The organism is Burkholderia sp. KL41 (genome assembly GCF_057005415.2).
The window spans coordinates 2,316,379-2,334,579 of the sequence record NZ_CM174447.1 but is presented as its reverse complement, the minus strand read 5'-3'; the positions used below and the strand labels follow the sequence as shown (position 1 = coordinate 2,334,579).

15 protein-coding genes are annotated in these 18,201 nt (G+C 67.3%); 4 read left to right on the top strand and 11 right to left on the bottom strand.

Translation table 11 applies throughout. From position 1 onward, the window contains the following. Nucleotides 1-35 precede the first annotated feature (35 nt). Both PQB87_RS27840 and PQB87_RS27835 read left to right on the top strand, forming a co-directional pair. Nucleotides 36-560, top strand: a complete 525-nt coding sequence (locus PQB87_RS27840) for an L-2-amino-thiazoline-4-carboxylic acid hydrolase (RefSeq protein ID WP_021160901.1) — start codon at nt 36-38, stop codon at nt 558-560. Continuing rightward, nucleotides 553-1,818: a Zn-dependent hydrolase gene (locus PQB87_RS27835; RefSeq protein ID WP_301860387.1), complete on the top strand. Its 1,266-nt coding sequence runs from the start codon at nt 553-555 to the stop codon at nt 1,816-1,818. Before PQB87_RS27840 ends, PQB87_RS27835 begins: the two co-directional genes overlap by 8 nt. A gap of 87 nt (nt 1,819-1,905) precedes the next feature. On the opposite strand, the gene PQB87_RS27830 is transcribed toward PQB87_RS27835, so the two are convergent. Continuing rightward, entirely contained in the window at nt 1,906-2,388 is a 483-nt protein-coding gene (locus PQB87_RS27830; RefSeq protein WP_153489725.1) for a GNAT family N-acetyltransferase, read from the bottom strand. 29 nt (nt 2,389-2,417) lie between these two features. Next, the gene (locus PQB87_RS27825; protein WP_489243002.1) at nt 2,418-3,254 is read right to left on the bottom strand and encodes a c-type cytochrome; all 837 of its coding nucleotides are present in this window, start codon (nt 3,252-3,254) and stop codon (nt 2,418-2,420) included. A gap of 146 nt (nt 3,255-3,400) precedes the next feature. On the opposite strand from PQB87_RS27825, the gene PQB87_RS27820 reads away from it, so the two are divergent. Then, nucleotides 3,401-3,598, top strand: coding sequence for a hypothetical protein (locus PQB87_RS27820; RefSeq protein ID WP_489243001.1), 198 nt, complete (start codon nt 3,401-3,403; stop codon nt 3,596-3,598). 46 nt (nt 3,599-3,644) lie between these two features. On the opposite strand, the gene PQB87_RS27815 is transcribed toward PQB87_RS27820, so the two are convergent. From PQB87_RS27815 to PQB87_RS27775, 9 genes are all read right to left on the bottom strand, one after another. Further along, nucleotides 3,645-4,910 (bottom strand): hypothetical protein, encoded by a 1,266-nt coding sequence (locus tag PQB87_RS27815; RefSeq protein ID WP_489243000.1) that lies wholly within the window; start codon nt 4,908-4,910, stop codon nt 3,645-3,647. Further along, on the bottom strand, nt 4,907-6,736 hold the full coding sequence (gene glmS / locus PQB87_RS27810; protein ID WP_489242999.1) for a glutamine--fructose-6-phosphate transaminase (isomerizing): 1,830 nt from the start codon (nt 6,734-6,736) through the stop codon (nt 4,907-4,909). The genes PQB87_RS27815 and glmS overlap by 4 nt, the downstream gene beginning before the upstream one ends. Before the next feature lie 124 nt (nt 6,737-6,860). Further along, nucleotides 6,861-7,349: a hypothetical protein gene (locus PQB87_RS27805; RefSeq protein WP_059683115.1), complete on the bottom strand. Its 489-nt coding sequence runs from the start codon at nt 7,347-7,349 to the stop codon at nt 6,861-6,863. Beyond that, nucleotides 7,327-8,598 carry a poly-beta-1,6-N-acetyl-D-glucosamine synthase gene (pgaC, locus tag PQB87_RS27800; protein WP_489242998.1) on the bottom strand — a complete coding sequence of 424 codons (1,272 nt, stop codon included), beginning with the start codon at nt 8,596-8,598 and terminating at the stop codon, nt 7,327-7,329. Before pgaC ends, PQB87_RS27805 begins: the two co-directional genes overlap by 23 nt. Beyond that, nucleotides 8,595-10,685: a poly-beta-1,6-N-acetyl-D-glucosamine N-deacetylase PgaB gene (gene pgaB / locus PQB87_RS27795; RefSeq protein ID WP_489242997.1), complete on the bottom strand. Its 2,091-nt coding sequence runs from the start codon at nt 10,683-10,685 to the stop codon at nt 8,595-8,597. Before pgaB ends, pgaC begins: the two co-directional genes overlap by 4 nt. A 15-nt stretch (nt 10,686-10,700) precedes the next feature. After that, on the bottom strand, nt 10,701-13,067 hold the full coding sequence (gene pgaA / locus PQB87_RS27790; protein WP_489242996.1) for a poly-beta-1,6 N-acetyl-D-glucosamine export porin PgaA: 2,367 nt from the start codon (nt 13,065-13,067) through the stop codon (nt 10,701-10,703). Between the two features lie 105 nt (nt 13,068-13,172). Next, nucleotides 13,173-13,964, bottom strand: coding sequence for a hypothetical protein (locus PQB87_RS27785; protein ID WP_489242995.1), 792 nt, complete (start codon nt 13,962-13,964; stop codon nt 13,173-13,175). Nucleotides 13,965-14,027: 63 nt separating this feature from the next. After that, on the bottom strand, nt 14,028-14,438 hold the full coding sequence (locus PQB87_RS27780) for a hypothetical protein (protein WP_059683124.1): 411 nt from the start codon (nt 14,436-14,438) through the stop codon (nt 14,028-14,030). A gap of 727 nt (nt 14,439-15,165) precedes the next feature. Beyond that, the gene (locus PQB87_RS27775; protein ID WP_489242994.1) at nt 15,166-16,164 is read right to left on the bottom strand and encodes a LysR substrate-binding domain-containing protein; all 999 of its coding nucleotides are present in this window, start codon (nt 16,162-16,164) and stop codon (nt 15,166-15,168) included. 588 nt (nt 16,165-16,752) lie between these two features. Between PQB87_RS27775 and PQB87_RS27770 the strand changes: the two genes are divergently transcribed. Next, nucleotides 16,753-18,168 carry a circularly permuted type 2 ATP-grasp protein gene (locus PQB87_RS27770; RefSeq protein WP_059683130.1) on the top strand — a complete coding sequence of 472 codons (1,416 nt, stop codon included), beginning with the start codon at nt 16,753-16,755 and terminating at the stop codon, nt 18,166-18,168. The last annotated feature ends 33 nt before the right edge of the window (nt 18,169-18,201 follow it).

Below are 18,201 nucleotides of genomic sequence, written 5' to 3'. Positions count from 1 at the left end.
CGCGACACATCGATAAAACGACCCGGACGATCCCCATGACCGAAGCGACCCAGACATCCGCCGCCGCCCCCGAGGACACGCGCCTCGGGATCCTCGCGCGGCGCCGCATCGAAGCGGAAATCATCAAGCCGATCTACGAGATCATGAAGCGCGAGTTCGGCGCCGAGCGCGCGCAGGCCGTGATCGCGGAAGCCGTGCGCGGCGCGGCCGTCGACGCCGGCCGCACGTTCGCCGCGCAGGAGCCGGGCGGCACGAGCGTGAAGTCGTTCATCGCGCTGCAGGTGCTGTGGGAGAAGGACGATGCGCTCGACGTCGAGGTGCGGCGCGCGGACGACGCGCACTACGACTACGACGTGCATCGCTGCAGCTACGCGGAGATGTATCACGCGATGGGGCTCGGCGAGATCGGGCATCTGCTGAGCTGCGCGCGCGACAGCCATTTCATCCAGGGTTATGCGCCGGACATCGCGCTCACGCGCACGAGCACGATCATGCAGGGCGGCAAGCGCTGCGATTTCCGTTACGCACTGCAATCGGCGCCGGAGAACGGCGATGCGTGACGATCACCGCAACGTGGATATCGCGAGCGCGCCGCGCGTCGACGGCGACCGCCTGTGGGCGTCGCTCGAGCGGATGGCGCAGATCGGCGCGACGCCGAAGGGCGGCGTCTGCCGTCTTGCGCTGACCGACCTCGATCGCGAGTCGCGCGACCTGTTCGTGCAATGGGCGCAGGACGCCGGCTGCACGGTGCGCGTGGACCGGATGGGCAACGTGTTCGCACGCCGCCCGGGGCGCAATCCCGACGCCGCGCCGGTCATGACGGGCTCGCACGCCGATTCGCAGCCGACGGGCGGCCGCTACGACGGCATCTACGGCGTGCTCGGCGGGCTCGAGGTCGTGCGCGCGCTGAACGACGCGGGCCTCGAGACCGAGCGCCCGATCGACGTCGTGATCTGGACCAACGAGGAAGGCTCGCGCTTTGCACCGGCGATGGTGTCGGCCGGCGTGTTCTCGGGGGTCTATACGCTCGAATACGGGCTGTCGCGCACCGACGGCGCGGGCAGGACGATCGGCGAGGAACTGGCGCGGATCGGCTACGCGGGCACCGAACCCGTCGGCGGTTATCCGGTGCACGCGGCGTATGAACTGCATATCGAGCAGGGCCCGATTCTCGAACGGGCCAGCAAGACGATCGGTGTCGTGACGGGCGGGCAGGGGCAGCGCTGGTACGAAGTGACGCTCACCGGCGTCGACGCGCACGCGGGCACGACGCCGATGGAGGTCCGCCGTGATGCGCTGGTCGGCGCCGCGCGGATGATCGCGTTCATCGAGGTGCTCGGCCGTCGTTACGCGCCGGACGCACGCGCGACGGTCGGGATGATCGAGGCGCGGCCGAACTCGCGCAACACGGTGCCGGGCGGCTGCTTCTTCACGGTCGAGTTTCGTCATCCGGACGATGCGGTGCTCGACGAACTGGACGCGGCGCTGCGTGCCGAACTTGCGCGTGTGGCCGATGAAACGGGCCTCGGTGCGCAGATCGAGCAGATTTTCACGTATGCGCCGATCCCGTTCGCGCCGCGCTGCATCGACGCGGTGCGTGACGCGGCACGGGCGCTCGGGCTGTCGCACATGGACATCGTGTCCGGCGCGGGTCATGACGCGTGTTATGTCGCGCGCGTCGCGCCGACCGGGATGATCTTCGTGCCGTGCGTCGACGGGTTGAGCCACAACGAGGCCGAAGCGATTACGCCCGAGTGGGCGGCGGCGGGGGCGGATGTGCTGTTGCGTGCGGTGTTGCGGAGCGCGCAAGAGGCCTGAGCCCGAGCGCGACGGCAGCGGCCCGGCGGCAGGGTGTGCGCCGGGCCGCGCCGGTTTCGGCTGGGCGCCGCGCACGCGAAATTCGCGTCAGGCCGCCGGCGAATGCCGATCGATGTATCGGCGCATCACGTAAAACGCAGTATCGGTGCGCCCCGGCATCGTCACCATCTCACCATCGGCCGCAAACCCGAGCTTTTCATAGAACCGGTACGCCACTTCGCGTGCAGTACACCACACGAGCGCGGCCCCGTGCGCTTGCGCATGCCGCACGCATACCTGCACCAGCACGCGCCCGAAGCCCATGCCGCGCACGGCAGGATGAACGGCCATTCCGCGAAGCCGCCACGCGGGCCGTGCCGGATCGTCGTCGCGCGGCTCCTCGCAGAGCGACGCGACCGCCACGATGTTCGACCGGTCGTCGCGCACGCCGACATGCAGCGTCGTCGGTGCATGGTCGCCGGCCAGTTCGCAGGCGTTCAGGTCGCCGTTCAGCAGGATCGCTGCCCGGAGCGGGTGCGTCTGCGCGGCGTCGATCGATGCGATGGTGAACAGCGGGTCGCCTGAAGTCATCAACGTTCCTCGTGCAATCGGGCCGCGCGTTATCGAGCGGCCTTGCGCCGCGCCATATACGCGAGATACGCAACGATCTGTTCGAGTTCCCGGTCGCTCAACTGGTCGGGCGGAAACGCGGGCATGACGCGGCCCGGCCAGTCGCGCACCGATGCCGGGTTGCGGATGTAGCGGCGCAGCGCGGCCGGCTGGAAGTAGTCGACCGGGTTCATCGGCGTGTTCAGGTCGGGGCCGGCATGGCTGCTGCCCGCGCCGTCGAGCCGGTGGCACGCGAGGCATTGCGTGACGAACAGGTGCTGCCCCGCACGGGCCGGATCGTCGGCAGGCAACGCGGCATCCACGGCAAGCGACGGCCAGCGCGCGAGCGGCGACGATTCGATCGCGACGCGCACGATCTGGTACGGCCACTGCTCGCCGCGCACCGACGCGGCGTCCGGCCCGAGCCACACCAGATAAAACGGCCCCGCGCTGACCTGCTTGCCGGGCAGCTTCGGCCACGGATGGGCCCGGTCCTCGATCGCGAGCCACGGAACGGCGCGGGCCGGCGCACGGCGGCGCACGAGATCCAGCGGCAGTTGCGCGGCGAAACCGTCGGCGGCGCGCGTTTCGAGCACGCCGTCGGCGGGCATCGGCGTGTCGCCGAGCAGCGCGGCGAACGGCACCGCACGGAACGTCATCGGCCGGCCATACGCGATGTCGCGCGGCACACGGATGTCCGTCGCGTCGGGGCGTGCGAGCAGCGTCTGCCGGGTGAGGGTACGGGCCGTGCCGTCGGTGTCGAGTTCGAGCGTGGACTGGGCCGACGCGCGTTGTCCGAGCAGGCAAACCGTCAGCAGCACGAGCGAAAACCACTGGCGCTTCAGCATTCGTTCTCCGGGAAGGGGCGTTCCGGCGGCGGCAGGAGGCGGGGCGCCGCGGCCGATGGAAGGAATCGGGCGACAGTCTATCCGGTACGCGCGGCGCTGGCGACTGCGGCGCGGGGCGGGTGACCGGTTCCGCGCGACGGTGTATCGTGCTTCGTCACGCACCGGGTGCGGCCAGCCGCAACCGACGTCGGGCCGCGGGCGCGATCGAACGCATCGCCATCGACCGCATCGTGACGCCGGCCGTGCTCGGCCGCGCGCGCGACGGCACACTCGACTATCAGACGGCCAAATGGGTGTGGCATTGCGTGGCGCGGTTTGGACTGGAGCGCGAAAACGCGGACTGACCGCACTCATCCGGCATGCGCCGCGCGCCACTTGCGCGTCGTCGCTTCAATGACTCGAACAAGGCACTGCGCGTTTCGGCATCGGCGTGTCATGCGCCGGCTCGAAATCGGCTTCGCGCGTGCCCGACGGCGTCAGCGACACGAAATGCATCGCGCTGCCGCGCGCCGGGAAACCGGCGATGCCCGTCATGCCCCACGGAATCGGCGAACGCTGCACGCCGCCGACCGCGATGTCCGCCGGCCCGAGTGCCAGCGTCAGCAGCCGCCCGTCGCGGATCGGCACGTACGCATGCGTGCCGGACACCCCGATGCCCGATTCGCGCACCGACGCCGGCAGGCAGTCGAGCGTCGCCGTGCGGCGGCCGTCCGGCGCGATCAGCATCGCGACGCCGCGATCGTCCGCCGTCGTCGTGACGACGATGAAGCGGTCGATCTCCGGCACATACGCCGACGCGTAAACGTAGTACTGGATCGCGTCGTTCAGCGTCTCCGGCTTGTCGAGCTTCGCGGTGACAGGGTCGAACATCGCGTATTCGAGCGTCGCGTTCGTGCTGCCTTCGATGAACTTCTGCCACACGAGCAGCGCGACATGCGGCGAGCCCGCGACCACGGGCCACCACTCGCGGCGGTGCGGCGCGACCGCGACGTGGTTCAGCACGCGCCCGGCCGCGTCGTAGGTCTTCACGTAGACGCCGTTGCCGGTGCCGAGGTTGTCGACGCCGCCGCCGTCGATCCAGTCGGCGGAATAGAACACGACGAAGCGGTCGGCAGCCGTGGCGACGTGCCCCGAGTGGCCGCCCGATTCGACGTCGTTCGGGTAGGGCTTGATCGGCTTCAGGTCGCGGCGGTACACGCCGTAGCGCTGGCTGACTTCCTGCGGCGCGTTCCAGCCGTCCTCGAACGTGACGAAGATGTCGCCGCGCGCGTTCTGCGCGATCGACACGGGTTCCTGCGCCTCGGGGCGGCTGATGAACGTATGGACGTGCAGCAGGTGCGACGCGCCGGGCAGCCATTCGCCGACGTACACGTCATGCGGCCAGTTGCCGTTGCGCATCGCGCCGCGCGGCACGACGCCCGAGCTGCTGAAGAACACCCAGCGCTTGCCGTTGCCGGCGTCGGCCACGCCGATGCCGTGCATGAAGCTGCGTGGATCGGCGGCCGGGTGGGGGGCCGGGGCGGCCGGCACGGCGACCGTATGCACGGCCGGCGTGGCGGCGACGGCCGGCGGCGCCGTGACGATGCAGTTTGCGCCGCACAGCGCGGCCGCGACGCACCGCGCGACCGCCTGCGCCGGGCGCGCTCGCCACCTCATTCGACGGTCACCGATTTCGCGAGGTTGCGCGGCTTGTCGACGTCGGCGCCGCGCGCGCAGCCGACGTGATACGCGAGCAGTTGCAGCGGGATCACGTTGACGATCGGCGACAGCAGGTCGCTCGATTCGCGCACGCGGATCAGGTGCGTGTCGCGGTCGGCGTCGATCTCGAGTGCGCTGCCCGCCAGCACGTAGAGCCGCCCGCCGCGCGCGCGCACCTCGGCCATGTTGGACTTCAGCTTCTGGAACAGGCGGTCGTCCGGCGCGATCGTGACGACCGGCATCGCGCTCGTGACGAGCGCGAGCGGGCCGTGCTTCAGTTCGCCGGCCGCATAACCTTCGGCGTGGATGTACGACACCTCCTTGAGCTTCAGTGCGCCTTCCAGCGCGATCGGAAAATGAATGCCGCGCCCGAGGAACAGCGCGTTTTCGGTACGCGCGAACTTCGCGGCCCAGCCCATGATCTGCGTTTCGAGCGCGAGCGCGAGCGCGTGGCCGATGCGCTCGGGCAGCGCACGCAACTGCTTCAGGTGCAGCGCGACCTGCGCCGCGTCGAGCCGGCCGCGCAGCTGCGCGAGCGTCAGCGTCAGCACGAACAGCGCGACGAGTTGCGTCGTGAACGCCTTGGTCGACGCGACGCCGAGCTCGATGCCGGCCCGTGTCAGGAACCGCAGCGGCGCGTTGCGCGCGATCGTGCTGGTCGCCACGTTGCAGATCGCCATCGACAGTTCCTGGCCCATGTCGCGCGCCCGTTCGATCGCGCCGATCGTGTCGGCGGTTTCGCCCGATTGCGAAATGCCGACGACGAGCGTGCGCGGATCGGCCACCGTGTCGCGGTAGCGGAATTCGCTGGCGATCTCGACCTGGGCGGGCACGCCCGCGATCGACTCGAGCCAGTATTTCGCGGTCAGGCCCGCGTAGTAGCTGGTGCCGCAGCCGAGCAGCAGCACGCTCCTGACTCTCGACAGTCGCGCGCGCGCGCCGTCGGTCGCGTCGAACAGCGCCGGCGAGATCGTGTCGATGCCGTCGAGCGTGTTGTCGATCGCCTTCGGCTGCTCGAAGATCTCCTTCTGCATGAAGTGCTGATACGGGCCGAGCGCGGCGTCGCCTTCGCGCGCCTTCACCTGGCACAGCGGGCGCTGGGCGTCGTGCCCGCCCGAGTCGACCACGGCGATGCGCTCCGGCGTGATCAGCGCGACGTCGCCGTCCTCCAGGTAAACGAAGCGGTCGGTCAGGTCGCCGAGGGCCGCGCAATCCGACGCGAGGTAGTTCTGTTCGGCACCGATGCCGATCACGAGCGGCGAGCCCGCGCGCGCGGCGACGAGGCGCTGCGGCTCGCGCGCGCTCAGCACGGCGATCGCATACGCGCCGTGCAGCCGCTTCACCGCGCGCACGACCGCGTCGAACAGGTCGTCGCGATAGAGGCTGTGGATCAGGTGCGCGATCACCTCGGTGTCGGTCTGGCCGCGAAACGTATAGCCGCGCTCGCGCAACTCCGCGCGCAGCGCGTCGTGGTTCTCGATGATGCCGTTGTGCACGACCGCGATCGTGTCGCCGGACATGATCGGATGCGCGTTCATTTCCGACGGTGCGCCGTGTGTCGCCCAGCGCGTATGCGCGATGCAGGTCTGCGCCTCGAGGCCCAGCGTCAGCACGCGGGCCTGCAGGTCGGTCACGCGCCGCAGCGTGCGCTCGCTGCGCAGGCGGCCGTCGTCCTGCACGGCGATGCCGCACGAATCGTAGCCGCGATACTCGAGCCGGCTCAGCGCATTGACCAGTTGCGGCACCTGATTGTTCAGGCCGCTTGCTCCGACGATTCCGCACATGATTCACCTCGTCCGCAAAAACTGCAAAAGGTTGCCGGCCTGCCGGCACAGCGCGGCAGTGCGGCTTCAGGAGTGGCGCCGCGCGGCACCGATGCGGTCCCGTGCGCGGCGCGGCTCCGCTGACCTACTCGCGGGGCGGCGGCCCCGCGTGGGCGACCCATTCGATGCCTGAGATCGAGCCGTTCGCGTCGTGCGACGCGACGAGAATGCGCGTCGTGCGGCGCGCGCCGCGCCGACGGGCGCTGGCCAGCACGGTCGGCGGCACCGAGCGCACCTTCGCGCTGGCCGAACGCCGCAGCATCTTCGACACGCGCAGCCGGAACGCCAGCGGATGCACGACGCGCCCGGCGATCAGCCACATGACGATGGTGCCCGCGATGATCGCGATGCTGGTCGCGTAGAACACCATCTGTTCGATCGGCATCTCGGCCGGGTTGAACGGCAGCAGGTAGCGATACGTATAGATGCAGATCGACGCCCATACGGCGCCCACCAGCGCGGGCCGCACGAGACGGAACCAGACGACCTGCGCGAGCCCGGCGACGCGGCCGCGTTCGGCGATCATTTCGCGCGGCGTGCGCAGGGAGAGGTCAATAATCGGCGCGTTCTTCATGTTGAATGCCTCGGTCGGGGCTGACCCACACGGCCCGCTTGCCGCGGCCCCGCAGCACGACGGCCGGCAGGGCGACGACGGTAGTGATCATGCTGATCAGCCAGAAAGCAACGGGGTACCAGATGGTGTCCAGGAAGTACATCAGGAGTTTTTCGTCATACTGACGATCGATCATGCTGCCGATGATCAGTTGCAGGATGCAGGTCGCAACCAGCAACATCCCGTGCCAGTGCGGCACGACCGATACGTGCCAGCTCAGCGGCAGCGGATAGACGACGTCCACCAGCGCGAGCAGCAGGATGAACGACATCGAATAGGCCCACGCGATGCCGATCAGGTACTCGACGAACAGCGGCCACATCATCATCTGGGTCGGCCGCGCGAGCGTGCCCGCATATTTCAGCAGCACCTGGATGCCGCCTTTCGACCAGCGCAGCCGCTGCCGGTAGAGCCCCATCAGCGTCTCGGGCATCAGGATCCAGCTGAGCGCGTGCGGCTCGTATACGACGCGCCAGTCGCGGCATTGCAGCTTCCAGCTGATGTCGATGTCCTCGGTCAGCATGTCCGCGCTCCAGTAGCCGACGTCGGCGAGCGCGGTCTTGCGGAACATCGTGACGACGCCCGACACCGTGAAGATGCGGCCGTACACCTGCTGCGTGCGCTTGATCAGCCCGACGATCGACGAGAATTCGCCGACCTGCATGCGGCCGAGCAGCGACGTGCGCGTGCGGATGCGCGGGTTGCCGGTCACGGCGCCGACGCCCGGGTCGGTCAGGAAGTGCTCGAGCATCCAGCCGATCGCATCGTGCGCGAGCAGCGAATCGCCGTCGATGCACAGCAGGTATTCCGCGTTCGATACCGCGGCCGCGGTCGTGAGCCCGACCGCCTTGCCTTCGTTGCGCGCGTGATGGATCACGAGCAGCCGCGGGATCTCGACGGCCAGCTCGTTGAGGATCTCGCCGGTGCGATCCCGGCTGCCGTCGTTGACCGCGATGATGTCGTAGTTCGGGTACTGCATCCCGTCCAGGTGTCGGATCACGCTGCGCGCGTTCGCCGCCTCGTTGAAGCACGGCACGACGATCGAGATCTTCGGGATCCCGCTCGCCGCGATCGTGCGCGTCGACAGCACGCGCCCCTCCTCGAGCAGGAAGTAATGGACGACGCCGCCGATCATCCACAGGTACGACATGAAGAACGGGTAGTAGAAGACGAAATCCTGCAGGCGCTGGATGATGCTGTGGCTGGTCATGGCGTCTTCGTCCCCTGTGTTTTCTGCATCTGCATCAGCGCGTTGATCGAGGTCGGATCGAGGCGCGACTTCAGCGACATCACGTCGCGCATCGTGTCGAGATCCGGCTGGTTGTTCAGGAAGTTGTCCGGGTAGTAGCCGAAGTTCACCGCGCCCTTGCTGCGCAGGCGCCGCATCTGCGCGAGCAGCGCGGTGCTGCCGATGTCCTTGCGCGCGTGCCAGTCGTACGACTGCAGTTCGAACACGGTGCGCCTGGTGCCGAGCTGTTTCGCGCGGACGGCGTCGACGAGCTGGTCCATCCAGCGCTCGGGGTCCTGCGCCTGTTCCATGTACGGCATCGCCATCAGCGCGACGAAGTCGTAGGTGGCGAGGAAGTCGTCGTAGTTCTGCGCGAACCACGCTTCCGATTCCGGCTTCAGCACCGGCAGCGCGAAGATGTTGCGCGCCGTCAGCACGTCGCCGGCGTTCTGGTTCGCGAGCACGATCTGTTCCAGCTGGCGCGTCAGGTCGATCAGGTAGCGGCTCTTCTGCCGCGTCCAGCGCTTCATCAGGTCGGGTGTCGCGCGGATCTTGCCGATGTCGGCCGGCAGGCCCCATTGCGCATACGTGCTCAGCGCGTGCCGGCCGGCGTCTTCGTAATCGTCGAGCACGGCGTCGTCGCTGAACAGGATGCCGCTGAACGACGCGTACTTGCCGAGATCCTCGTAGATCTGCTCGATGAACAGCCGCGCTTCGGGGTCGAACGGGCTCAGGCGGTACACGCGCGAGCCGTTCTCGCGCGCCGGCGCGCCGCCGTATGCGCTGACGGCTTCGAGGCCGCGATGCTGGTCCGCCCGCGGTCGGAACGCGAGCACCGGCATCCACGCATACACCTGCACGTTCGAGCGCGTGTTGAGCTGCCAGGCGGCGCGCGAGAACAGGTCGCCGCGCATCGGCAGGTGCCGGTTCGGGAAATACAGCGATTCCGCGACACCCGTGCCCTTCGGGTCGGCGAACGCCTGCAGGTACACCGATTTCGGCTGCATCCGGTAGATGCGCTCGATCAGCTTGCCGAGATTCGCTTCCTGGCGAGCCGGATCGGGATCGTAGACCTGGTCGAGATCGACCTGCACGACGCGCTCGGGAATGTCGACGTCGCCGCGGTTGGAGGCCGGCTCGCGCATCGACCGCTCGAACCCGCCGATGTCGACGTCGTACATCATCAGGATCCGCCGCAACCGGTCGAGCGGCACGTCCGGCGTATTCGGGCCGGCATCGAGGCTGAACTGGATGTCCATGCCGAGCGACGTCGAGATCTTGCGCACGGGCTGGTTTTCCGCGCCGTATGGCCAGACCATCGAGCGTGCGACGATGCCGGTGCGTTCGCGGATCTGCCGCACGCATGTCTGCAGGTCGTCGTGCACGCGCGCTTCGAATTCGGCGTCGGTTTCATAGCGTTTCTGGTCCTGCAGGTAGAGGTGCGACGTGGTCGCCGGCAATTCGTTGCCTTGCGGATTCGCGACCGCGCCGTGATGAAGGTTGTGCGTGTGGCAGCCGAGCTCGACGAATTCCGACTGGCCGACCTTCTTCACCTGGTCCCACGTCATGAAGTAGTCGCGCGGCATCTGGATCTTGTCGCTGATCCTGATCGGCGTATCCAGCGGCGCGTCGATCCAGGCGGTGACGATGCCCATCACGGCCGGATACTTGAAGCGCTCGAGCAGCGGCAGGACTTTCGTGTAGTGGCTGCTGTAGCCGTCGTCGAACGTGAGCAACACCGCGCGCGGCGGCAGCGGCTTGCCGCCGTGTCGTGACGCTTCGATCTGCTTGACCGTGATGGTGTGGTAGTTGTTGGTCTGCAGCCACGAGAAGATCGCGGTCAGCGTGCCGGTGTCGACCGCGAACGGATCGACCATCGTCGACGACGAGAACGTCGCGAGCAGGTTGTCGCGCACGTCATGCAGGCAGATCACGCGAAATGTCTTGCCGTCGGCCGGGTCGGAAGGCGGCAGCAGGTCGATCATCCTGGCATGAGTCACGCTCGGGAACAGCGAACAGGCGGCGAAACTGCCGAGGCATCCGCACATGAAGGTCCGTCTGGATTGCATTGTCCGATCTCCTTGCTAGAACGGCAGGTTGACCGACAGGAAGCCGGTTTCGGAGCGCTCGCGCTGGCCGTCGTATGCGTGGCTGCTGACCTCGACGCCGTAGGTCAGCGTGATGTCGTGCTTGAACGTCCACGCGTGCTCGAGGCGCGCGGTCCACAGCGGGCTCGTGCCGAAGCCGCGCTCGTTGTAAACACCGCCTGACGCCGACAGGCGCTGCTGCAGCGACATGTCGCCCTTCTTCCACAGCGTCAGCTGGTGCATGACGGTCGCCGCGGCCGCATAGTCGCGGCCCGGGTTGAAGTAGGGGGCGTCCTGCCGCGTGTTGCTGTCGGTGCCGAGGTCCAGCGACACGTTGACGAGCTGGGTGGCGGACGTGTACACGCGCTGCGTGGCGGTCGCGGAAATCTCCTGGTGCAGGTTCGAATCGCTGTAGCGGCTCACGCCGTAGCTCAGCTTGACTTCGCGGCGGTCGCTCTGGCGATACACGATCGAGACGTTCGCGGAGCGGCCCCAGATGTGCGCCGCATACGCCTTCCACGGCAGCGAGTTGTCGTTGGTGTCGAGCCCGGCGCCAACCGTCCAGTAGTCGTTCAGCGCGTACGCGATCGACCCGCGGCCGCCGGTTCGGCCGTCCGCGCCGAACGAGCGCGTGACTTCGCCCAGCACGGTGAGCGGGCCGTGCCGGTAGTCGCCGCCGACGCCCGTGCGCGTGCGGCTGATGTTGCCGCCGTCGGTTTGGGCATGGCCGAAGAACGTATGCGAGAAGACACGCCAGTTGTCGCCGAACGGTTGGGAATACACATAGCTGTCCGACGTGAAGCTGTTGTCGGCCAGTGCGCTGTTGCCGTGCTCGAAGCTCAGGTCGGTCGTGAACACGGGGCTGCGGTACGCCTTGTAGTCGCGCTTGAACCCGCGCACGGCGCCGCTGTCCGGGAACGTGTTGCCCAGGGTCTGGTCGACGTTCCTCGCGCTCGCGTAATCGTCTGCCGTCAGCGATGCGCGGCCGAGCCCCGCGAGCATCTCGACGCTGTCCGGGTGGTCGGTCAGCGACGCGCGATACATCGCGATCGCCTGGCGCGGGTGCGACTGGCCCGAGACCGCGTCGGCATGCGCGGCGCGGACTTCCGCGTTGAACGGCACTTCCTTCTCGAGCTTTTCCAGCGAGGCGATTCCTTCGTCCACCCGGCCCGTATAGATCAGGTATTGCGCGCGCAGCCGGTAGTAGCGCAGGTAGTCGTCGTTTTCCGGCCCCCAGGTGCGCACGTCCTTGGCCGGCGGCAGCGATTTGCCCATGTCCTCGAGCGCCAGGTTCGCATCGGCCGCGCGTCCCTGGTCGACGTACGACCAGAACAGCCCCTCGCGCAATTCGATCGGGCGCGTGCGTGCGCCGTACTGGAAGCCGCGCGTCGCGATGTCGGCCTGCGGCGCGGTCGCCTGCTTCAGCGCGCGCTGGTATACCACGTTGGCCTTGCCCGGTTCGCTCAGGTACAGGTACGCGTCGCCGACGGCCGCCAGTGCGTCGATCGAGATCTCCGCGTCCGGCGGAATCGTCTCGAACGTCGCGACGGCCTGCTTCATCTCGCCGCGTGCCGCCAGCGCTACCGTCCGGTCGCCGGCGAGCGCCGTCCTGACCGGCGAATACTCGGGCGTGGACGGCATCCGCTTGTCGAGGTCGTCCGCGGCGGCGAGCGCGCTGTCGATCCCGTCGAAGCGGTCGGCGCTCGTCATCGAGCGCGACTTGTCGCGTCCGCCGCGCACCTGCTGGCGGATCGACAGTTCCTCGAGCCGCGCGAGATCGACCGCGGAGAACACGTCGGGGCGCGCTTTCGCTTCCTCCAGCGCCTTGACCGCGCCGCCGCTCGACGCGAGGCCGAACACGTCATTGCGGACCGTGGCCGGATCGGCGGTGCGGAGGTCGGGTATCTGCGCGTTCGGCGCCTGGGCTTCGGGTACCTGGGAGGCTGGCGGCTGTGCGCCGGGGGCCTGTGCGTTCGGCGCCGGCATGCCCGGTGTCGACGCGCTCGACGTCGGCGCCCCGGGCGTTTGCGAACTGGGCTGCGGATCGGGCTGTGAAGCGGGCTGTGAAGCGGCGGGCGTTGACGCGTCGGGCATCTGCGCACTCGATGCCTGCGCGATCAGCGTCCGCGCATTCGGCGGTTGCACATCCGGCGCGGGCGAACCCTGTGCTGGCACGTCGGGCGGCCTCCGATCCGGTGCGTCGGCGGACCCGGCGATTTCACTGATGCGGCCCGACTCCGTATCGCCTTCGGCGGAGAAGCAGGGGCCGGACGCGACGAGCAGCAATACCAGCGGCGCATGCAGGAGGATCCGCCGGTTGGACGGAGCGACGGCCGTGCAGGATTGTTGATGATTGTTGGCCACGAGGTGTCCTCCTTTCGAAACGATCACATCGGTGACACGCGTGACGACGCATGTCGTCGCGTGTCGCGCGGCCGGGCTGCGAGTGCCCGGCAATGCGGCGCCGGCTCACAGCCGGTTACGGATCGCCTGGCCGAGCAAGGCACGCGATTCGCTGTTCGTCGGGTCGATCGCGAGCGCCCGGCTCGCGTTTTGCTCGACACAGTTCCATTCGTCGATCACCGCGCACGAGCGCGCCTTCGCCAGCGCACGCGCGCTTTCCAGCTCCGCGTGCGTGACACTCGCCGTCTGCATGCGCGTGGGGGCGGTGCGGTACGCCCGGGGTTTGGGCGCGAAGTCCATCCGCTTGTCCGTGCCTGCCAGCGTGTCCGCATGCGGCGGCCGATGCGTGACGCCGTGCCGCGTGGCGGCGCGACCGGAGGCGGTTGCCTGCTGCGTACCGGCCGCGAGTGTCACGGGTGGCGCATGGGGCGGCCGCCGGTGCGTCGCGACGGCGCGGGAAGCGGGGCGCGGCGCGGTTTCCGGTGCGACCGCGAGCGTGGCGGGCGGCACGGTCGATACCGCGGGTGCAGCCGACGCTGCCCGCCATCGCGGCGCGGGCGGTGTGGCCTGCGCGCGTGTCGACCCCGGCACGGGCGCGACGGATGTGCCGGACGACGCGCTCGCGCGGGAGGCCAGGGTCACGATCGCGTTGCGATACTTCCCGACCGCGGTTCCGATTGCGCCGGAGATGTCGTGCGCCACGCTCGGGTGGCCGACGGTCGTGTCTCGCTCGGCATACGCGAAGAGGCCGAAGATCGTGGCAAACGCGACGAAGCTGAGTGCTGCGTTCTTTCCCGGGCCCCAGGAGGGTTTCGGCTGGGGGGCGGGCGAGCGGTCCGGTCGTTCGGCAGGAAGCATGCAATGCTCCTCGATTCGATGCGCGGCGGTGAATGGCGTGATCGGGGCGGGGTCAGGCGGGACTTACCATCGCAACTGCGTGGTGAGTGCCCCCGTTTCCACGATCGCGAACTGGGTGGCTCCCCGGTACGTCCCCTCGATCCGGTAACTGGCGTCGGGCACGCTGAACAGGCAGCGCGACCCGGACGCGTTGAATTCGACGAGCACGCGCCCGTGGCGCCGCAGACGCACCTGCACATTCGCAAGCGGCTGCCCGGTGCCGGCCGAAGCAAACGACACGCCCAGGTTGTACGGCCGGCCGTCGGGAGGCAGCGGCGCCGTGCCGTCGATCTGCGCGTCGCCGCAGATATACGAGATCACGTAGCGCCCGTCGCCCGGACCCGACGCAGGCGTCTGGGCCGTTGCATTCATGCAGAGCGCGGAGAGGGCGGCACTCAGGAAAGGGCGAGCGTGCTGTTGAAACGAGGAAGGCATTGCAACCTCCGTTCCGGAATCAATGACGAGTATTTATTCCGAGTCAAATTTGCCAGCGTTCTTTTTGCGACACGCTATTGATACACGATGGATTACGAACCAACAATCGCGTGTGGCCCGAATGGGACGGCGGTGAAATATCCTATTTACATAGGATAAGGACGGATTTGTTTGACTCTCTTAATACTGAAGAAAGTCGATATTGCCGAATATGAATATTGCTATTCGGTAGCGATGATCCTGCTCGTATTGAATCACGTCTGTTGTATCGACCTTCGTGCCGAAAGATAACGACTGATAAAAGAAATGTTTGCGGCTGTGTTTGCGGCGAATCGAGGTCGATTCGGGTACAGGTCGAGCGAAATAAAAGGGTGGCGTGACGTTGCTGGTATTTTAGATTGTTACGGCTGAATCGAAACTTTTAATTTGTTCTGTAACAGGTTATTTCTGTCCTGATAATAAGACGGAATATATCCGGGCATCGTGCCGGATGTAAAAAAATCAAGTCGTGAATTGCAAACGTTTGCGATTCCACTGATAACGATTACCGGTCTGTCGCGTTATTTTTCGGGCGACGGCGGGATCGCGGTTTGCTATCGGAAAAGCGGGTCGCGTTCGCCGGGAAGCGACGCGGATACATGCGCGCACCGCGTGGTTGAAATTCGCGGTTGCGTTCGCGTCGTCGCCGGACACGACGCGAACGCGAACGCAATCACCATCGCGAAGATCAGCGGCCGGCGCCCGCGCTGCGCCGCGCGATGCGCGTCGCCGGCGCGGATGCCGGTTCGTCCGCGGCGACGGCACCTTCGACCGTTGCGCGCGGCCGGTTCATGATGTACGTCCACAGTTGCTCGGCCGCGAGCCCGCGCTTGCGGGCCGACCGATACAGACGGATTTCGAGTTCGGTGATCCAGTCGCCGGAACCCGCGCATACGAGCGTACCTTCCGCGAGTTCCTTCGCAACGCAGCTTTCCGGCAGCCAGCCGATCCCGTGCCCGGCCACGACCATGCCCTTCAACGCCTCGGACATGTGCGTCTCGAAGCACCGGTGCACCACGTACGGCTCGGTTGCGTTCAGCAGCAGCATCTCGACGATGTTGCCGAGGAACGCGCCCGACGAATACGCGAGCAGCGGCAGCGGTGCGTCGGGTGTGCCCGGCAGCTGGAACACGGGCTTGCCGCGCGCATCGGGCGTCGATACGGGCAGGATCCGTTCGACGCCGAGGCTGACGAACGGGAAGTGGTTCGGGTCGAGCACGATCGGCAACTGCGGATGGTGATAGCCGAGCAGCAGGTCGCATTCACCTTCGACGAGCTGCTGCACGCCTTCCGGCACGTTCACCGCGTTCACGCGTGCGGTCACGTGGCCGACTTCGCCGTTGAGCTGCTTGAGCCATTCGGGGAACAGCGTGAAGACGAGCGTATGCGCGACCGCGAAACGCACGACCTGATCGCTGGCCGCGAACTGGTCGTAGCCGTTCACGAGATTGCGCGCCGCATACATGCTGCGCAGGATGTCCGCGGCGAGCCCGCGGAACATCTGGCCGGCCGGCGTCAGCGTGATCGGGTTGATGCTCCGGTCGACCAGCTTCGCGTCCATCCAGGTTTCGAGCGCGGCAATTCGTCTGCTGAATGCCGACTGCGTGAGGTGCCGGTGACGTGCGGCCCGGGAAAAACTCTTGGTATCCGCAAGGCTCAGGAAATCTTCCAGCCACTTTGCTTCCATTTCGATCTTCGCTTTTTATAGTCGGGTGCCTGAAGGGCGGCACCCCGTGCTGCACCAATTTTCTAGCGTACCGCGCCTCGCGTGGGTCGGCCCGATGTTTTTTTTCGATCGGTGTCAGTCGAAATATGCATGGGCGTTGTCGGCGGGATTACGGCTGCATAGCGTTGAGGTGCCGGATCCGGCTAACCGGACAGTTCACAGCATCGAACTGCCGGCGCACCGCAGACGGTACTTCCCCGCAGGGCCGGTTGCGCCGTGTGCGTGCCGGCCCGCCTCCATTGTGGCGGCCCGGTGCCCGGTCGCGCCGTTTTTTTTGTGCAGTGCAGATTGCACATTCATGACACGCGGGGGAACTATGTTCGGAAGACGCGGCGCAGCATCGGCCGTGCGCGCCTGCGACGCACCGTCGTCGCACGTCGCGCCGGGCGCTGCACCACCGTGGTGCGCAATATCGCCCGGGCGTGCCTGGCGCGGCGCAAAAAGGGGGGATTATCGAGGGAGCCCGCAAGGCACGTTCCTTGCAACGCAGTCGTAACGCCGGTCCGGCATGCGCAATGCCGGGGAAAACGATCGATGGAGAAAAGATCGATGAAGCCATTCGATGAAATGCTGCAATCCGGCGACATGGTAAGGGCGCCTTACGCGCGCCTGAAGCAGTGGCTCGACACGCAGAATCCCGCGAGCCTCGCCCAGAAAGCCCACGACGCGGAAGGCGTGTTCCGCAAGACGGGCATCACATTCGCCGTCTACGGCGACGCGGAGGCCGCCGAGCGGCTGATTCCGTTCGACATCGTCCCGCGCATCATCTCGGGCACGGAATGGAGCCGGCTGTCGCTCGGCATCGAGCAGCGCGTGATGGCGCTCAACGCCTTCCTCGACGACATCTACCATCGTCAGGAAATCGTGCGCGCCGGCATCGTGCCGAAGCACCTGATCGCGCACAACGAAGCGTTCATCCCGGAGATGATCGACTTCCGGCCGCCCGGCAACGTTTACACGCACATCATCGGCGTCGACATCGTGCGCACCGGCGAAAACGAGTTCTACGTGCTGGAAGACAACGCGCGCACGCCGTCCGGCGTGTCGTACATGCTGGAAAACCGCGAGACGATGATGCAGCTCTTTCCGGAGCTGTTCCAGCAGGTCAAGGTGCGCCCGGTCGAAACCTATCCGCAGATGCTGCGCCAGTCGCTCGCGGCCGTATGCCCGCCGGGCGGCAACGCCGACAACCCGACCGTCGCCGTGCTCACGCCGGGCATCCACAACTCGGCGTACTACGAACATTCGTTCCTCGCCGACCAGATGGGCGTGCATCTCGTCGAAGGCAGCGACCTGCAGGTGATCGACGGCCGCGTCGCGATGCGCACGACCGAAGGTTTCCAGCCGATCGACGTGCTGTACCGCCGCGTCGACGACGCGTTCCTCGATCCGCTCACGTTCCGCCCCGATTCGGTGCTCGGCGTCGCGGGGATCATGGACGTCTACCGCGCGGGCAACATCACGATCGCGAACGCGCCCGGCACGGGCATCGCCGACGACAAGGCGATCTACTCGTACATGCCGGAGATCGTCGAGTTCTACACGGGCCGCAAGGCGCTGCTGGAGAACGTGCCGACCTGGCGCTGCGGCGAGGCCGACAGCCTGAAGTACGTGCTCGACCATCTCGACGAACTGGTCGTGAAGGAAGTGCACGGCTCGGGCGGCTACGGGATGCTGGTCGGGCCGTGCGCGTCGAAGGCCGAGCTCGAGGCGTTCGCCGCGAAGCTGCGCGCGCGCCCCGCGAACTACATCGCGCAACCGACGCTCGCGCTGTCCACGACGCCGATCCTGACCGACGCCGGCCTGGCGCCGCGCCACGTCGACCTGCGGCCGTTCGTGCTGGTGTCGGACCGGATCCGCATCACCCCGGGCGGGCTCACGCGGGTCGCGCTGAAGGAGGGATCGCTCGTCGTCAACTCGAGCCAGGGCGGCGGCACCAAGGACACCTGGGTGCTGGCCGACTGAGCCGGATGCTACCGCGCGCGCCGGAGCCGGCGC